This window comes from Streptomyces sp. NPDC006476 (assembly GCF_040612015.1).
Lineage (GTDB): Bacteria > Actinomycetota > Actinomycetes > Streptomycetales > Streptomycetaceae > Streptomyces > Streptomyces griseorubiginosus_B.
This window is the reverse complement of record NZ_JBEXPK010000026.1, coordinates 37,576-53,268: the sequence shown is the minus strand read 5'-3', so window position 1 is coordinate 53,268 and position 15,693 is coordinate 37,576. Positions and strand designations below refer to the sequence as shown.

Genomic DNA, 15,693 nt, shown 5'->3' with positions numbered 1-15,693 from the left:
CGCCGGTCGCGGGAGCTGACACCGCATAGGAAATACACGGATCCGGCACACAACCCCCGCACCCCCCTGTCGCGGCGCACGCCGAGGCGCGCATCATGGCGTGAGCTCGCGAGCGAGCGCACGCGGGCTGCAGCGGACCCGGTGCGCGACGAGCGAAGGGGCGAGCGAACGATGGGGACCCAGACCGTGCGGGCGGCGGCGCGACCCGTACCGCACAAGCAGCGCGGCCGGCTGGTCGTCGACTGGCTGACCACCACCGACCACAAGAAGATCGGGCACCTCTACCTGATCACCTCGTTCGTGTTCTTCCTGGTCGGCGGGGTGATGGCGCTGCTGATGCGGGCCGAACTCGCCCGTCCCGGGCTGCAGATCCTGAGCAACCAGGAGTACAACCAGCTGTTCACGCTGCACGGCACGATCATGCTGCTGCTGTTCGCCACCCCGTCCTTCGCGGGCTTCGCCAACGAGCTGATGCCGCTGCAGATCGGCGCCCCCGACGTGGCGTTCCCCCGGCTGAACATGTTCTCGTACTGGCTGTTCCTTTTCGGCGGTCTGATCGTGCTCGGCTCGCTGCTCACGCCCGACGGGGCCGCCGCCTTCGGCTGGTTCGCCTACGCGCCGCTCAACGACTCCGTGCACTCTCCCGGTCTCGGCCCCGACCTGTGGATCATGGGTCTGGCGCTGGCCGGGTTCGGGACGATCCTCGGCGCGGTCAACTTCATCACGACGATCATCGGGATGCGCGCGCCCGGCATGACGATGTTCCGGATGCCGATCTTCACCTGGAACACGCTGTTCACGTCGATCCTGATCCTGATGGCGTTCCCGGTGCTCGCGGCGGCGCTGCTGGTGCTGGAGGCTGACCGGCGCTTCGGCGCGCAGGTCTTCGAACCCGCCAACGGCGGGGCGCTGCTGTGGCAGCACCTGTTCTGGTTCTTCGGGCATCCCGAGGTCTACATCATCGCGCTGCCGTTCTTCGGGATCATCACGGAAATCATCCCGGTCTTCGCCCGCAAGCCGATCTTCGGCTATCTGACGCTGGTCGGCGCGACGATGTCGATCACCGGGCTCTCGGTGGTCGTGTGGGCGCACCACATGTTCGTCACCGGCGCCGTGCTGCTGCCGTTCTTCTCCTTCATGAGCTTCCTGATCGCCGTCCCCACGGGCGTGAAGTTCTTCAACTGGACCGGGACGATGATCAAGGGCTCGCTGTCCTTCGAGACGCCGATGCTGTGGGCGGCCGGCTTCCTGGTGACGTTCCTGTTCGGCGGTCTGACCGGGGTGCTGCTGGCGTCGCCGCCGCTGGACTTCCACGTCTCGGACACCTACTTCGTCGTGGCCCACTTCCACTACGTGGTGTTCGGCACGGTCGTCTTCGCGATCTTCGGCGGGCTCTACTTCTGGTGGCCGAAGTTCACCGGGAAGATGCTGGACGAGCGGCTCGGGAAGATCCACTTCTGGACGCTGTTCGTCGGCTTCCACACCACGTTCCTGGTGCAGCACTGGCTGGGCGCGGAGGGCATGCCCCGCCGGTACGCCGACTACCTTGCCGCGGACGGCTTCACCGCCCTGAACACGGTGTCGACGATCGGGGCGTTCCTGCTCGGCATGTCGACGCTGCCGTTCCTCTACAACGTCTGGAAGACCTCGAAGTACGGCGTGCTGGTCGAGACCGACGATCCCTGGGGCTACGGCCGCTCCCTGGAGTGGGCGACCTCCTGCCCGCCGCCCCGGCACAACTTCACCGGCCTGCCGAGGATCCGCTCCGAGTCCCCGGCGTTCGACCTGCACCATCCGGAGTACGCGGCGACCGAGGACGAGCCCCTCGGAGAAGCGCGCGCGACAGCCGGTCCCGAGACGTCCTGATCGCCTCGGTCAACTCGGCGGGCTCCAGCACCTCGAACTCGAAGCCCGTCATCATCACGTGAATCACCATCACCTCCAGGCTCGCCGCCCCCGTGCGCAGGACGCAGGCGTCCGGCCCGTCCGCCTCCAGCGTCCCGGCGCTCGGCGAGATCCGCTCGGCGGCCTCCGCCAGGGGCACGAGCAGACGGACGACGGCCTGGGTGGCGTACGCGCGCGTGGAGACGCCCTTCGAGACGTACGCGGCGAGGTCCTCGGCGGGCGGGGTGCGCGGGGCGAAGCGCGGGCCGTGCGGCGGCCTGGGCGTGATGCGGTCGACGCGGAAGGTCCGCCAGTCCTCGCGCTCCAGATCCCAGGCGACGAGGTACCAGCGCCGCTCGCTGCAGACGAGTCGGTGGGGTTCGACGGTACGGCGGGTGGCCTGGCCCCCGTGGTCGCTGTACTCGAAGCGCAGGCGCTCGGAGTCCCGGCAGAGGTTGGCCAGTTCGGTCAGGACGGCCGGGTCGACCGCGGAGGGCAGGGGGCCGCGCAGCATGGGCACGGTGAAGGCGTTCAGGGCGGCGACCCGGCGGCGCAGCCGGCCCGGCAGCACCTGCTCCAGCTTGGCGAGGGCCCGTACGGAGGTCTCGCCGATGCCCTCGATGCCCTGCCCGGCGGCCGTGCGCAGGCCGACGGCCACGGCGACGGCCTCGTCGTCGTCCAGCAGCAGCGGCGGCAGTTCCGCGCCCGCGCCCAGCTGGTAGCCGCCCCCGGTGCCGGGACTGGCGTTGACGGGGTAGCCCAGCTCACGCAGGCGGTCGACATCCCGGCGCACGGTGCGCGCGGTGACGCCGAGGCGCTCGGCGAGGTCGGCGCCCGACCATTCGCGGTGCGCCTGGAGCAGCGAGAGCAGACGCAGCAGTCGTGCCGAGGTCTCCAGCATGGTCAAAGTCTCTATCAGGGGGAGTACGGCAGTTGCGGCACATCGAAACAGGTGTGGTTCATGTCCCCTTGTGAGACCCAGCCGTGGCCGTCCCTCCAGCGCGCCACCGACAGACACGTCCTGCGGGTTTTCGGCGGCTCGGCCAGCCGCTCGAAGGACACGGGCAGCAGCAGCCCGTCGGCGGCGTAGCCATCGCTGCGGTTCATGAAGCCGTCCACGCACGCGCGCGTGATGCCCGTCGGCGCGCAGGACCTGGCCGCGTCCGTGAACCACATCGCGGCCGCCCAGCCCTCCAGTTGCCACTGGGAGTGCGTCTTCAGGCCCTTGGTCGCGTCCCGGAACTCCCGCACGGCCGCGTTCGCGGAGTCGTCGTAGTCGCGGCTGGCCCCGGTCGCCCACAGGGCGTTGCGGCAGCGCGGCGAGTCCTTGTAGTCGTCCGGGACGGTGGAGGTCCAGTTCTGGACGTTCGTGACCTTGGCGATGACCTTGGCGCCGACCTCGTCCATCGCCTTGCACAGCTGGGCATTGCCGTGGGTGTCGATGGCGTCGAAGACCAGGTCTGCGCCCTGCTCCTTCAGATCGGCCGCGGCGGCGCGGAAGTTGGGCAGCGCGAAGTCGACCTGCTCGCTGACGACCTTGTAGCCCTCGGCCTTCAGCCCCTGCTCGACGAGACGGGCGTAGGCGGCGGAGGAGGCCTGGTTGTACGACACGACGGCCGCCGTACGGGCGCCCTGCTGCTGTTTGAAGTACCGGTAGACCTCCGTGCCGCCGTACAGCTTCCCGCCCCAGCCCGGGGTGCCGTTCCTGGGCGCGAGGCTGCCGTAGATGCCGTACAGGTGCGGCCAGGTGTCGTAGGCGGCGCCGATGGGCTGGCCGCCGATGTCGGGTACGCGCGCGTGGGAGACGCGGGGGGCGCCCGCGTAGTCGAGGGCGGTGGTGGCGACCAGGGCGACGACCTTGTCCTCGTCGACCAGCTGGTGGACGCAGGTGTTGTCGCCGACACCGCTGCCGCCGTCGTCGCACTCGCGCACCTGGACGGGGTGCCCGTCGATGCCGCCGTGCGCGTTGAGGCGGTCGAACCAGGCCTTGGCGCCGTCGCGCGGGCCGGTGAAGGCGGCGCCGCCGACCGGGCTGGTGACACTGGTGATGATGCCGACCGGGATCGGTGTGCCGCCGCTCGGCGCGGGCGCGGGTGTGCGGGTCTCGTGCTCGAAGTCGCTCTCCGGCAGCCGGCTGCCGCAGGCCGTGCCCAGCAGGAGCAGCAGCGCGGCGGCAGCCGCGCCCTCAGCAGCCCGCGGCCGGCGAACCCGACGCATCGCCGCTCAGCTGGACCAGCGCGCACAGGGTGTTGACGGACACCTTCCAGGTGCCGCCCTGCTGGACCGCGGTCCCGGAGGCCTTCGGCAGCGCGGTGGCGCCCTGCAGGGTCAGCGCGTACGTCACGGTCGCCTTGGTCGGTGAGGTGAACTCGATCGTCTGGACCTGCGCCTGCACCTGGCCGCCGCGCTTGTCACCGCTGAAGGCCTTCAGCACCGGCGCCATGCTGTCGCCGTTCTCCAGCACCTTCTGCTTCTCGGCCAGCGACGTCTTCGGGTCGAAGAACTTCTGCCAGTTGGCGGTGATCTCCTGCTTGGCGGCCGCGGGGTCGGCGGGCGCGGTGGCCGGCGCGCTCGTCGCCGGGGTCGCCACGGACGGAGTGGGGGGCGCGCTCTGGCTGCCGCCGCCGCTCTTGTCGCTGCACGCCGCGAGGACGGGGGTGAGGATGAGAACGAGGGCGGCGAGCGCCGCCGTACCCCGTCCCGCCGCCCGTGGGCCGCGCCCCCTTCGTGCCTTCCCCCGCCTGAGGTCGCTCCCGAGAACCATCTGGCTCACCACCGGGTGTCGTTCCGGGCAGGGTGCGCCCGGTGCTTTCAGGGTCAGCTTCCAGAAGGCATAGTGCAAGCGATCGGCAGACCTGGGAAGACAGTCAGACGCGTGACGTGTGGGAGCCAGAGATGCGGACAGCCAGACTCCGGAACGTGCACCCCGTCCTGTGGGCCGGCTGGACCGCGCTCGCCGCGGGCGCGGTGCTGTGCGTCATCGGCTGGTACGGCGTCTCGGGCGAGCGCTACGCCGAGCGGCAGCTGCCCTATCTGGCCTCCTGCTCGATTCCGGGCGCGGCCCTGATCATCGCGGGGGCGGTGCTGCTCACGCACGGCCGGGGCGCGCTCGCCGCCATGCGCGTGGAGGAGCTGTACGGCCTCCTGGTCGCCGCCGAGCCCTCGGACGCGGACGAGGCGGGGCAGCCGGCCGGTGCGCCCCTCGCGGTCAGCGGGGACCTGCTGATGGTCCCCGGGGGCACGCTCTGGCACCGGGCGGACTGTCCGCTGGTGGCCGGGAAGGTGGAGGCGGTCCCGGTGGACGCCAAGCTCCTGGCCGGCGGCGAACTGGGCCCGTGCCCCATCTGTGAGCCCGTCGAAGAAACCGACTGATGTCGTCACTGACGTACGACCTCACGCTCGCCGGCCTCTCGGTGGGCAGCGCGGCCGCGCTCACCGGGATCGGCCTGATCGTGACGTACCGCGCGACCGGCGTGCTGAACTTCGCGCACGGCGCGATCGCGATGGTGTGCGCGTACGTGCTGCGTCAGTGCGTGGTCGAGTGGGGGTGGCCGCTGTGGCTCGCGGCGACGGCGACCCTCGTCGTCCTGGCGCCGGCGATCGGCGTGACGCTGGAGCGGTTCGTCTTCCGCCCGCTGGCGGTCCGGGGCAGCGACCCGGCGCAGACCCTGGTCGCCTCGATCGGTGTCTTCGTGCTGCTGGTCGGCGGGGCGGCGCTGCTGTGGGGGCAGGGGGCGAGGGACGACGCCCCCGAGCTGGTGTCGGCGGACCCCTGGGGGCAGTTGGCGGTGGTCCTCGTCCTGGCGGCCGGTGTCGGTGCGGTGATCCGCTGGACCCGGTTCGGGCGGGAACTGCGAGCCGTGGTGGACGACCGGCAGCTCGCGGTGCTCGGCGGGATCGACGCGGACCGGGTGGCGGCGGCCGGCTGGGCCTTCGGGTCCTTCACGGCGGGTCTGACGGGCGTACTGCTCGCGCCGTACGTCCGGCTGGACCCGTACGGGCTGCCGCTGCTGGTCATGGAGGTCGTGGCGGTGGCGGTGGCCGCGCGGATGCGCAGTCTGCCGGTCGCCGTGGCGGTGGCGCTCGGCATCGGGGTGGCGCAGAGCCAGCTGACCCGGCTGCATCCGTCGGGCTGGGGCGGGCCGCTGCTGCAGGCGGCCGACGCGAACCTGTTCGTCGTCGCCCTGCTCGTCACGTCCCTGGCGATGCCCCGCGTCGGCACGCGTGACGCCCTGCCCCGCACGGCCACCACGCGCGTGCCGACACCGCCGGGCGCGTGGATCGTGGCGGTCGTGCTGTTCCTGCTGCCGCTGGGCTTCGCGGGCTCGGACCTGCACACGTCGGTCCAGGTGCCGGCGCTGGGGGTGGTCCTGCTCTCCCTGGTCGTCGTCACGGGCCGCGGCGGCCAGATCTCCCTCGGCCAGGCGGCGTACGCGGGCCTGGGCGCCCTCTTCACGGCCCTTCTCTCCGCCGGCCGCTTCCCGGGCCTGCCCCGCCTCCCGGAACTGGCCGCCCTCGTGGTCGCGGTCGTCCTGGTGGCTCCCCTGGGCCTGCTGACGGGCTGGCCCGCGATCAGTCGCCGGGGCCTCGCCCTCGCCTTGGCGACCTTCGCCGTGGGCGTCGGCGTGAGCCGCTTCGTCTTCGCCCAGCCCTACGCGACGTCCGGCCTGTCCCTGGACCGCCCGGCGGGCTTCGACGGCGACCGCGCGTACTACGTCCTCGAACTGGTGCTGCTGGCGGCGGCGTTGCTCGCGACCCACGCCCTGCGCAGGGGCCGCACCGGCCGGGCGCTGGCCGCGATGCGGGACGACGAGTCGGGGGCGTCGGCGACCGGTGTGCAGGTGCCCTCGCTGAAGCTGCTGGCCTTCGTCTCGGGCGCCGCGCTGGCCGCCCTCGGCGGCGGCATGCTGGGCATGGGGGCGCGCGCCTTCGATCCCGGCACCTACGACCCCGTGCGCGGCCTCCTCTGGTTCGCCGCGGTGGTGGTCCTGGGCGCCGACAGCACCCTGGGCGCCCTGGCCGCGGCGGCCCTCCTGGTCGGCCTCGACGCGGGCACCCGGGGCGGGGTGGCGGCGGCCCTGATCGGCGTCCTGGCAGTACTGGTGGGCCGCTTCCCGGCCGGCCCCTACGAGGCCCTGCGCACGGCGGCGAACCGCCTGCGGGGCCGGCGGACGTCGAAGCTCACGCCGGCGGGAGCGCGCGTGCGGGCGCAAGTACACCCCGCAGCTCAACCTGCCACCCGGCGACGGGCACTGGCGGGAGTGACCCCTCGGCCGCGGGTGGCAGCCGCCGACGGCGCTCCACCCCCACCAGGGCCACCCGCACCCGACCACGAATCCCGCACGGGTGGTGCGGGTAGGAACACAAACCCGGCCGGAGGCCGGGTGCACCGCCGCGCACCCGCACCCGCACCGACCCTCAAAGCCCGCTCCCTCCACGCCCGCTACGGCCGCTTCACCGCCCTCGACGGAGTCGACATCGACATACCTCCCGGCCGGATCACCGCCGTCGTCGGCCCCAACGGCGCCGGCAAGAGCACCCTGTTCCACTGCCTGGCCGGCACCCTCCACCCCACCCACGGCCAGGTCCACCTCGGCGACCGCGACATCACCCGGCTCCCACCCCACACCCGCACCCGCCTCGGAATCGCCCGCACCTTCCAGCAGCTCTCCGTCTTCCCCTCCCTCACCGTCGCCGAGAACGTCCGCGTGGGCGCGGAACAGGGCCGCCCCACCGACCCGGAGGCAGTCGAGCGCGCCCTCAGACTCTTCGGTCTGGACGGCCCGGCGAGATCCCTCCCCGCCGCCGACCTCCCCACCGGCACCCTCCGCCGCGTGGAACTGGCCCGGGCCCTCGCCGGCAACCCCCGCGTCCTGCTGCTGGACGAACCCGCGGCCGGCCTGGACAGCACCGAGGTCGCCGCCATGACCCGCGTGCTGAAGGCCCTCGCGGCCGACGGCACCGCCCTCCTCGTCGTGGAGCACGATCTCGACCTGGTCGCGGACCTCGCCGACGTCGTGCACGTCATGACGGCCGGTCACATCGTCGCCTCCGGCCCCCCGGACCACGTACTGGACGAGGTCGTCCCATGACCGGCATCTCCCTCCGCGACGCCCGCGTGCGCTACGGCCCCCTGGAGGCCCTGCACGGCGTCACTCTCGCCGCCCCCTCCCCCGGCCTCACGGTCCTCCTCGGCCGCAACGGCTCCGGCCGTACGACCGCCCTGCGCGCCCTGGCCGGAACCGTGCCCCTGTCCGCCGGCGGGGTGATCTGGGACGGGACCGACGTGACCCGGCTGCCGGCGTACGAGCGTGCCCGGCGCGGACTGTGCCTGGTCCCGGAGCGCCAGGCCGTGTTCGGCTCCCTCACCGTCCACGAGAACCTCGAACTCGCCTCCCAGCAGTACGACTTCGCCCTCGACGCCTATCCGCAGCTCAAGCCCCTGCTCCAGCACCGGGCCGGAACGCTCTCCGGCGGCGAGCAGCGCATGCTCGCCCTCTCCCGGGCGCTGCTGGCACGCGCGCGTGTGGTCCTGGTCGACGAGCCGGCGCAGGGCATGTCACCGCCGGTCGCGGCCCGGACGTACGAACTGCTCGCCGGTCTGGACGCGTGTGTGATCGTCGCCGAGCAGCGGCTGCCGCCCGGGCTTCGCCACCGAACGCCGGTCCTGTTGTACGAACTGCGGCGCGGGACGGTCGTGTTCGGCGGCGAGGCGGACGAGCAGGCGAGACGATGACAGGACTGCCCCGTGACCGAGTGGACGCCGAAGGGCCTCGTCCGTTGTGACGGACGAGGCCCCGCGGTACCCGGTGAGGGGGGTGTGCCTCAGAGTTCGAGCTGCTGCCCGGGCACGATCAGGTTCGGATCGCCGCCGATGACGGCCTTGTTGGCGGCGTACAGGCGCTGCCAGGTGGTCCCGTGCCGCGCGGCGATCACGCTGAGCGTGTCGCCCGCACGGACCGTGTAGTCACCGCGGGAGGAGCTGCGGTTGGTGTGCTCGGTCGAGCGGGCCGGGGCCTTCGACGGCTGCTTCGCAGCCTTCTTCGAGGCGTTCTTCGACGCCTTCTTGGAGACGACCTCCTCGGGGGCCGCCTTCGTGGACCCGGCACCCGACGAGGCGGGCGCGCTGCCGTACGCACCGGCCCGGGCCGAACAGACCGGCCAGGCGCCCCAGCCCTGGGCGTGCTGGACCTTGGTGGCGACGGCGATCTGCGCCTGCTTGGAGGCCTTGTCGGCGGTGGAGGCGTAGGCCGAGCCGCCGTACGCGCGCCAGGTGCCGGCGGAGAACTGGAGCCCGCCGTAGTAGCCGTTGCCGGTGTTGATGTGCCAGTTTCCGCCGCTCTCGCACTGGGCGATGCGGTCCCACACTCCGCCGTCCGCCGCGACCGCGTTGCCGGTGGCGGCCAGCAGTCCGAGGGGGGCGAGCAGTGCGGCCCCGGCGAGGACCGCCGTCGTACGCGTCTTACGAACGTTGTCGCGGGTGGTATCGGCACACTCGGACATGTAATTCCCTCTCGAAACACCCGGGGTCCCCCAAGGCGGGGCGCGCTCGCGGCACTTGGGCCGGTCGCCACGCTCCGCCCCGTCCGCCGCGACCGCGCCGGCCGGTGGTGCGGGCCGGGTGCGGTGGACGGACGTTTCCCGAGCGGTGCTCGTTGCACACGGCCGAGGAATCTAAGGAGCGTCGGGGCGGGACGACAACCAACTGGCCGTCGTGCCAGGTCAGTTGGGTGTTACCGGAGGTAGCGAGATTTTCCGGAGACCTGATTCGCTCCCTGATTTCCCGATATTTCGACCACCTGAACCAACTGACTGTGACTCACTTCACGCAACCAACTATCTTGACCTGACAAGCACTTGACCGTGAGTGACCGATTCCGAACCCGTCGTGACCATCCGCGTTGGATGGATTGATTCCGTTCGCCCAGGAGCGTGACTCTCGCCACAGGTCCTCCGTTGTCTTCTTCATGAGTCCGGGACCCGCCCGGTTCACACTTCCCGAGGGGAGCCACCGTGCCCCGCATGCTCGACGTCAGCGACGAGGTACGCGCCGAGATCGGCGACGAAGAGGCCGACCGGCTGCTCGCCGGAGAGAACGCCCCCGGCAGCTACGACTGCACGTCCTGCCGCACCCCGGGCGACTCCGAGCAGGAGCGCACCAGCACCGTCCTGTTCATCGGCGACGAGACCGCCGTCCTCGCCTTCGCCCACGCCAGTTGCCTGCCCTCGCAGGTCGTGCAGGTGACCGAGGAGCAGCTCCAGGGGGCCGTGCGGTCCATCTCCGGCGACACCGTGGACCTCGACCCGGACAAGGTCGTACCGGAGCAGGCCGTGCTGGGAGTGACCAGCGGACTCGTGCTGATCGCCGGGGAGTTGCACCCTGCGCTGGTGGTCGAGCCGACGGGACCGATCGTACGGCCGGGGGCCACGGGTCTCGGGGACGACTTCCTGCCGCTGCTCATCGAGCAGGGGTTCATGCCGCTGACGGAGATCACCGAGGTGCCGCCGGTGCTGCACGGCTGGTCGGTGCTGCTGGCCGTCGGGCAGCTGCACGCGGTGCTGCAGCCGAACGCGGCCGGCGGTCAGCCGGTGGCGTGGTGGCAGGCGCACCAGCCGCTGCAGGTGACGGAGGGTTGGCGGGCCGCGGCCAACAAGCACCAGCAGGTTCTGATGTTCGCCGCGCCGGTGGGCTCGATCGGCCGCCAGCCGCGTGAGGACCTGCTGCGGGACGCGCTCGACAAGGCCGCGGCGGGCGGCAAGCTGGTGGCCGCGGCCATGCCCCTCGCCGGCACCTGAGAGCCGCCGTCGCGTGCACCCGCATCCCAAGTGACCCGAGGTCGTTTGGACATACGTGCACGCATACGACGTTCCGCGCCGCCAGTCGTTCCAGTCGATCCCTTCGTCGAGGTCGGCCCCGGACTTCCTGGGCGGCCCATCGGCCACGCCGATCTACGACGCGCTCTACGCCGAGTACGTCAAGTCCTTCCGCACGCTGCCGGGCGACCGCAGCGGCGAGGAGGACCTGGGCTTCACCGCCTTCGGGAACATCCCGCACGGCACGGGGTCGTACGGCGGGCACCGCCCGGGGTCGTTCAGCAGCTCCTACGGCGCCTACAGCGCGGGGGCGTCCGTCGCGCGTCAGCAGTCGCAGTGGCAGCGGGTCGGGCACATCGGGCCGCAGGCCTCGGCGATGCAGCACGTACCGGCGGCCCTGCCGCCGGGTTCGCGCAGAGGCGGCTGAGCGGAGATGAGAAGGAGGGCGGTCCCAACGGGGGCCGCCCTCCTTGTCGTTCGCGTGTCGCTCGCGCCTACTTCTTCTTGCCGCGCTTCTCGCGCACCCGCACGGAGATATGGATCGGCGTCCCCTCGAAGCCGAACTCCTCCCGCAGCCGGCGCTCGATGAAGCGCCGGTAGCCCGCCTCGATGAAGCCGGACGCGAAGAAGACGAACCGCGGCGGCTTGGTGCCGGCCTGGGTGCCGAAGAGGATGCGCGGCTGCTTGCCGCCCCGGATCGGGTGCGGGTGGGCGGCGACCAGCTCGCCGAGGAAGGCGTTCAGGCGGCCGGTGGGGATACGGGTCTCCCAGCCGGCGAGGGCGGTCTCGATCGCGGGGACCAGCTTCTCCATGTGCCGCCCGGTGCGCGCCGAGACATTGACCCGGGGCGCCCACGCCACCTGACCGAACTCGGTCTCGATCTCCCGCTCCAGGTAGTAGCGGCGCTCCTCGTCGAGGGTGTCCCACTTGTTGTAGGCGATGACCATGGCGCGGCCCGCCTCGACCGCCATGGTGACGATCCGCTGGTCCTGCACCGAGATGGACTCGGAGGCGTCGATCAGGATGACCGCCACCTCGGCCTTCTCGACGGCGGCCGCGGTGCGCAGCGAGGCGTAGTAGTCGGCGCCCTGCTGGAGGTGGACACGCTTGCGGATACCGGCCGTGTCGACGAACTTCCAGGTGACACCGCCGAGTTCGATCAGCTCGTCGACCGGGTCGCGGGTGGTGCCCGCGATTTCGTTGACGACAACGCGCTCCTCGCCCGCCACCTTGTTCAGCAGGGAGGACTTGCCGACGTTCGGGCGGCCGATGAGGGCGATCCGGCGGGGGCCGCCGATACCGGGACCGCCGAAGGTCTGCGCGGGTGCGTCCGGGAGGGCCTCCAGGACGGCGTCGAGCATGTCGCCGGTGCCGCGGCCGTGCAGCGCGGAGACCGGGTGCGGCTCGCCGAGGCCGAGGGACCAGAGGTAGGCGGCGTCCGCCTCGCCGCTCGGGCCGTCGACCTTGTTGGCCGCCAGCACGACCGGCTTGCCGGCCTTGCGCAGCAGTCGTACGACCGCCTCGTCGGTGTCGGTCGCGCCGACCTTGGCGTCGACGACGAACACCACCGCGTCGGCGGCCTCGATCGCGTACTCGGCCTGGGCGGCCACGGAGGCGTCGATGCCGAGGACGTCCTGCTCCCAGCCGCCGGTGTCGACGACCTTGAAGCGGCGGCCCGCCCACTCGGCCTCGTAGGTCACCCGGTCGCGGGTGACACCGGGCTTGTCCTCGACGACCGCCTCACGGCGGCCGATGATGCGGTTGACGAGGGTCGACTTGCCGACGTTCGGCCGCCCGACGACCGCCAGCACCGGCAGCGGCCCGTGCCCCGCGGCCTCGATGGCCCCCTCGACGTCCTCGAGGTCGAAGCCCTCTTCCACGGCGAGCTCCATGAACTCCGCGTACTCGGCATCGCCAAGCTCTCCGTGGTCGTGCTCCTCGAAAGAGCCCTCGGAGTGGATGTCGTCGTTCATGAAGTCCGTACCTCGTTCATCGTGGTGATCGGTGGACCGCCCGGTGTCATCCGGTTTGATCCACTACTCAGTGTCGCCTAGCGCCCGGTCAGGCGCCTTGCGTTTTCCAGGTGGGTGCCGAGCTGTTTCTGGATGCGCTCGGTCGCCGCGTCCAGGGCCGCTCGGGTGCGCCGTCCGGTGCCGTCGCCCGCCTCGAAGGGGTCGCCGAAGACGACGTCGACGCGGCTGCGCAGCGGAGGCAGCCCCTTTATCAACCGTCCGGGCTTCTCGGAACTTCCCAGGACGGCGACCGGGACGATCGGGGCGCCGCTGCGGACGGCGAAGTAGGCGAGCCCCGCGCGCAGGGAGGCGAAGTCGCCCTCGCCGCGGGTGCCCTCCGGGAAGATGCCCAGGACTCCGCCGGCCGCCAGGACGTCGAGCGCGCGCGTGATGGCCCCGCGGTCGGCGACCGAGCGGTCCACCTTCAGCTGGCCGATGGCCGTCAGGAACGGGTCGAGCGGGCCGACGAACGCCTCCTTCTTGATCAGGAAGTGCGTCGGCCTGGGCGCGACTCCCATGACCATGGGGCCGTCGATGTTGTGGGAGTGGTTCACGGCGAGGATCGCCGGGCCGCTCGCGGGCACCTTCCAGGCACCGAGCACCCGCGGCTTCCACAGCCCGTACATCAGGCCGACGCCGATCCGGCGTCCGATGTCGGCGCCCCGCTCGGAGGCAACGGGAGCAGCGGTCACTTCCCGGCCCGCTTCTCCTCGACGAGGGTGACGACGCACTCGATGACCTGCGCGAGGGTGAGCTCGGTGGTGTCCACCTCGACCGCGTCGTCCGCCTTGGCGAGCGGCGAGGTCTTGCGGGAGGAGTCAGCCGCGTCCCGCTTGATCAGCGCCTCGCGGGTGGCGTTGACGTCGGCGCCCTTCAGCTCACCGCTGCGACGGGCCGCGCGGGCCTCCGCGGAGGCGGTGAGGAAGATCTTCAGATCGGCGTCGGGCAGCACGGTCGTACCGATGTCGCGGCCCTCGACCACTATGCCGGTCTCGGCGGAGGCGGCCAGCGAACGCTGCAGCTCGGTGATCCGGGCGCGCACCTCGGGCACCGCGCTGACCGCGCTGACCTTGGCGGTGACCTCCTGGGTGCGGATCGGCCCGGCCACATCGGTGCCGTCGACGCTGATCGTCGGGTTCGCCGGGTCCGTACCGGAGACGATCTCGGGCTTGCCGGCCGCGGCGGCGATCGCGGAGGGGTCCTCGAGGTCGATCCCGTTGGTCACCATCCACCAGGTGATCGCCCGGTACTGGGCACCGGTGTCCAGGTAGCTCAGGCCGAGCTGCGCGGCGACGGCCTTCGACGTGCTCGACTTGCCCGTGCCGGACGGACCGTCGATGGCGACGATCACGGGCTTGGCGGCGCCGTTTTCCACGAGGGGACACCTTCCTGGTGCGGTGCGGTGGTGGTGTACGGGCGCGAGCGCGCCCCGCACAAGGTTACCGGCCTCCCGGGTCCCCTCTTACAGGCGGATGATCGGGAGGATCACTGCCGGATGGACCAGCCCCGCTCCCGCAGCGCGGCACTGAGCACCGGCGCCGCCTGCGGCTCCACCATCAGCTGGATCAGACCCGCCTGCTGCCCGGTCGCGTGCTCGATGCGCACGTCTTCGATGTTGACCCCGGCCCGGCCGGCGTCGGCGAAGATACGGGCCAGCTGGCCCGGCTCGTCGCTGATCAGGACGGTCACGGCCTCGTAGACCCGCGGCGCGGAGCCGTGCTTGCCGGGGACGCGGACCTGCCCCGCGTTGCCGCGCCGCAGCACGTCCTCGATGCCGGCCGTGCCCTCACGCCGCTTGGCGTCGTCCGAGGACTGCAGGGAGCGCAGCGCCTCGACGGTCTCCTCCAGGTCGGCGGCGACGTCCGAGAGCAGGTCGGCGACCGGCCCGGGGTTCGCGGAGAGGATGTCGATCCACATCCGGGGGTCGGAGGCGGCGATCCGGGTCACGTCCCGGATGCCCTGCCCGCACAGCCGTACCGCCGCCTCCTCGGCGTTCTCCAGGCGCGCGGCGACCATGCTGGAGACCAGGTGGGGCATGTGGGAGACGAGCGCGACGGCCCGGTCGTGGGCGTCGGCGTCCATCACCACCGGCACGGCACGGCAGTGCGAGACCAGCTCGAGTGCGAGGTTCAGCACCTCGGTGTCGGTGTCCCGGGTCGGCGTCAGGACCCAGGGGCGGCCCTCGAAGAGGTCGCCGGTGGCGGCCAGCGGGCCGGACTTCTCCCGGCCGGACATGGGGTGCGTGCCGATGTACGCCGACAGGTCGAGGCCCAGCGCCTCCAGCTCGCGGCGCGGGCCGCCCTTGACGCTGGCGACGTCGATGTAGCCGCGGGCCAGGCCCCGGCGCATGGCGTCGGCGAGCACGGCGGCGACATGGGCCGGCGGGGCGGCGACGATCGCGAGGTCGACGGGCCCCTCGGGGACCTCGTCCGTGCCGGCGCCCAGGGCGGCCGCGGTGCGGGCCTGCTCCGGGTCGTGGTCGGTGAGGTGGACGACGACGCCCCGCTGGGACAGGGCGAGGGCCGCGGACGTACCGATGAGGCCGGTGCCGATGACGAGTGCGGTTCTCACTGGGCGATGTCCTTGCGCAGGGCGGTCGCGGCGCCGAGGTAGACGTGGTTGATCTCGGCGCGGGACCGGTCGGTCTCGATGTGCGCGAGTATCCGCACGACCCGGGGCATGGCGCCCGCGATGTCGAGTTCCTGCGCGCAGATCAGGGGGACGTCGACGATGCCGAGCTTGCGGGCGGCGGCCGCCGGGAAGTCGCTGTGCAGGTCGGGCGTGGCCGTGAACCAGATGCTGATCAGGTCGTCGGCACTCAGGCCGTTCCGCTCCAGGACGGCGGTGAGCAGGGCTCCGACCTGCTCGTCCATGTGTCCGGCCTCGTCCCGTTCCAGTTGGACGGCTCCCCGGACCGCTCGTACCGCCACGGCGCTGCTCCTCGCTCACGTATCGGCTCTACGACCGTCCAGCCTAGTCAGCC

Annotated in this window: 14 protein-coding genes and 1 pseudogene; 6 read left to right on the top strand and 9 right to left on the bottom strand. The window is 72.0% G+C overall.

The window, feature by feature from the left end; genetic code table 11:
* Positions 1 to 171: 171 nt before the first annotated feature.
* Positions 172 to 1,824 (top strand): annotated as a pseudogene (ctaD, locus tag ABZZ74_RS27800) (cytochrome c oxidase subunit I); the annotation flags it as partial.
* Here ctaD and ABZZ74_RS27795 read toward each other — a convergent pair.
* From ABZZ74_RS27795 to ABZZ74_RS27785, 3 genes are read right to left on the bottom strand one after another with little or no spacing between them, the layout of a single operon-like run.
* Entirely contained in the window at positions 1,742 to 2,785 is a 1,044-nt protein-coding gene (locus ABZZ74_RS27795; protein WP_356769398.1) for a YafY family protein, read from the bottom strand. The pseudogene ctaD and the gene ABZZ74_RS27795 sit on opposite strands and share 83 nt — an antisense overlap.
* 14 nt (positions 2,786 to 2,799) lie before the next feature.
* Entirely contained in the window at positions 2,800 to 4,101 is a 1,302-nt protein-coding gene (locus ABZZ74_RS27790) for an ABC transporter substrate-binding protein (RefSeq protein ID WP_356769396.1), read from the bottom strand.
* Complete coding sequence (locus ABZZ74_RS27785; protein WP_356769394.1) at positions 4,070 to 4,648, bottom strand: hypothetical protein; 579 nt, start codon at positions 4,646 to 4,648, stop codon at positions 4,070 to 4,072. Before ABZZ74_RS27785 ends, ABZZ74_RS27790 begins: the two co-directional genes overlap by 32 nt.
* Positions 4,649 to 4,779: 131 nt before the next feature.
* Here ABZZ74_RS27785 and ABZZ74_RS27780 point away from each other — a divergent pair, with 131 nt between their 5' ends.
* From ABZZ74_RS27780 to ABZZ74_RS27770, 3 genes are read left to right on the top strand one after another with little or no spacing between them, the layout of a single operon-like run.
* A complete protein-coding gene (locus tag ABZZ74_RS27780) occupies positions 4,780 to 5,256 on the top strand; it encodes a hypothetical protein (RefSeq protein WP_356769392.1) in 477 nt (158 codons plus the stop codon).
* Positions 5,256 to 7,976: an ATP-binding cassette domain-containing protein gene (locus ABZZ74_RS27775; RefSeq protein ID WP_356769390.1), complete on the top strand. Its 2,721-nt coding sequence runs from the start codon at positions 5,256 to 5,258 to the stop codon at positions 7,974 to 7,976. The genes ABZZ74_RS27780 and ABZZ74_RS27775 overlap by 1 nt, the downstream gene beginning before the upstream one ends.
* Positions 7,973 to 8,620 carry an ATP-binding cassette domain-containing protein gene (locus ABZZ74_RS27770; RefSeq protein ID WP_356769388.1) on the top strand — a complete coding sequence of 216 codons (648 nt, stop codon included), beginning with the start codon at positions 7,973 to 7,975 and terminating at the stop codon, positions 8,618 to 8,620. The genes ABZZ74_RS27775 and ABZZ74_RS27770 overlap by 4 nt, the downstream gene beginning before the upstream one ends.
* Before the next feature lie 89 nt (positions 8,621 to 8,709).
* Here ABZZ74_RS27770 and ABZZ74_RS27765 read toward each other — a convergent pair whose 3' ends face one another.
* Positions 8,710 to 9,387 carry a transglycosylase family protein gene (locus ABZZ74_RS27765; protein ID WP_356769386.1) on the bottom strand — a complete coding sequence of 226 codons (678 nt, stop codon included), beginning with the start codon at positions 9,385 to 9,387 and terminating at the stop codon, positions 8,710 to 8,712.
* A gap of 510 nt (positions 9,388 to 9,897) precedes the next feature.
* Between ABZZ74_RS27765 and ABZZ74_RS27760 the strand changes: the two genes are divergently transcribed.
* Both ABZZ74_RS27760 and ABZZ74_RS27755 read left to right on the top strand, forming a co-directional pair.
* A complete protein-coding gene (locus ABZZ74_RS27760; RefSeq protein ID WP_356769384.1) occupies positions 9,898 to 10,680 on the top strand; it encodes a hypothetical protein in 783 nt (260 codons plus the stop codon).
* 55 nt (positions 10,681 to 10,735) lie between these two features.
* Positions 10,736 to 11,125, top strand: coding sequence for a hypothetical protein (locus ABZZ74_RS27755; protein WP_356769382.1), 390 nt, complete (start codon positions 10,736 to 10,738; stop codon positions 11,123 to 11,125).
* A 67-nt stretch (positions 11,126 to 11,192) separates the two neighbouring features.
* Here ABZZ74_RS27755 and der read toward each other — a convergent pair whose 3' ends face one another.
* The 5 genes from der to aroH all read right to left on the bottom strand — a co-directional run bounded on the left by der (position 11,193) and on the right by aroH (position 15,640).
* Entirely contained in the window at positions 11,193 to 12,671 is a 1,479-nt protein-coding gene (gene der / locus ABZZ74_RS27750; RefSeq protein WP_356769380.1) for a ribosome biogenesis GTPase Der, read from the bottom strand.
* Between the two features lie 77 nt (positions 12,672 to 12,748).
* A complete protein-coding gene (locus ABZZ74_RS27745) occupies positions 12,749 to 13,402 on the bottom strand; it encodes a lysophospholipid acyltransferase family protein (RefSeq protein WP_356769378.1) in 654 nt (217 codons plus the stop codon).
* Positions 13,399 to 14,085, bottom strand: coding sequence for a (d)CMP kinase (cmk, locus tag ABZZ74_RS27740; RefSeq protein ID WP_356769376.1), 687 nt, complete (start codon positions 14,083 to 14,085; stop codon positions 13,399 to 13,401). Before cmk ends, ABZZ74_RS27745 begins: the two co-directional genes overlap by 4 nt.
* Before the next feature lie 110 nt (positions 14,086 to 14,195).
* Positions 14,196 to 15,281, bottom strand: coding sequence for a prephenate dehydrogenase (locus ABZZ74_RS27735; RefSeq protein ID WP_356769374.1), 1,086 nt, complete (start codon positions 15,279 to 15,281; stop codon positions 14,196 to 14,198).
* The gene (aroH, locus tag ABZZ74_RS27730) at positions 15,278 to 15,640 is read right to left on the bottom strand and encodes a chorismate mutase (RefSeq protein WP_356769372.1); all 363 of its coding nucleotides are present in this window, start codon (positions 15,638 to 15,640) and stop codon (positions 15,278 to 15,280) included. The genes ABZZ74_RS27735 and aroH overlap by 4 nt, the downstream gene beginning before the upstream one ends.
* Between the last annotated feature and the right edge of the window lie 53 nt (positions 15,641 to 15,693).

Bases quoted from the DNA above. Each gene is read 5' to 3' on its own strand.
- ABZZ74_RS27785 (WP_356769394.1), bottom strand. From the start codon at position 4,648: ATGGTTCTCGGGAGCGACCTCAGGCGGGGGAAGGCACGAAGGGGGCGC.
- ABZZ74_RS27770 (WP_356769388.1), top strand. From the start codon at position 7,973: ATGACCGGCATCTCCCTCCGCGACGCCCGCGTGCGCTACGGCCCCCTG.
- ABZZ74_RS27790 (WP_356769396.1), bottom strand. From the start codon at position 4,101: ATGCGTCGGGTTCGCCGGCCGCGGGCTGCTGAGGGCGCGGCTGCCGCC.
- ABZZ74_RS27775 (WP_356769390.1), top strand. From the start codon at position 5,256: ATGTCGTCACTGACGTACGACCTCACGCTCGCCGGCCTCTCGGTGGGC.
- ABZZ74_RS27795 (WP_356769398.1), bottom strand. From the start codon at position 2,785: ATGCTGGAGACCTCGGCACGACTGCTGCGTCTGCTCTCGCTGCTCCAG.
- ABZZ74_RS27780 (WP_356769392.1), top strand. From the start codon at position 4,780: ATGCGGACAGCCAGACTCCGGAACGTGCACCCCGTCCTGTGGGCCGGC.
- ABZZ74_RS27765 (WP_356769386.1), bottom strand. From the start codon at position 9,387: ATGTCCGAGTGTGCCGATACCACCCGCGACAACGTTCGTAAGACGCGT.
- der (WP_356769380.1), bottom strand. From the start codon at position 12,671: ATGAACGACGACATCCACTCCGAGGGCTCTTTCGAGGAGCACGACCAC.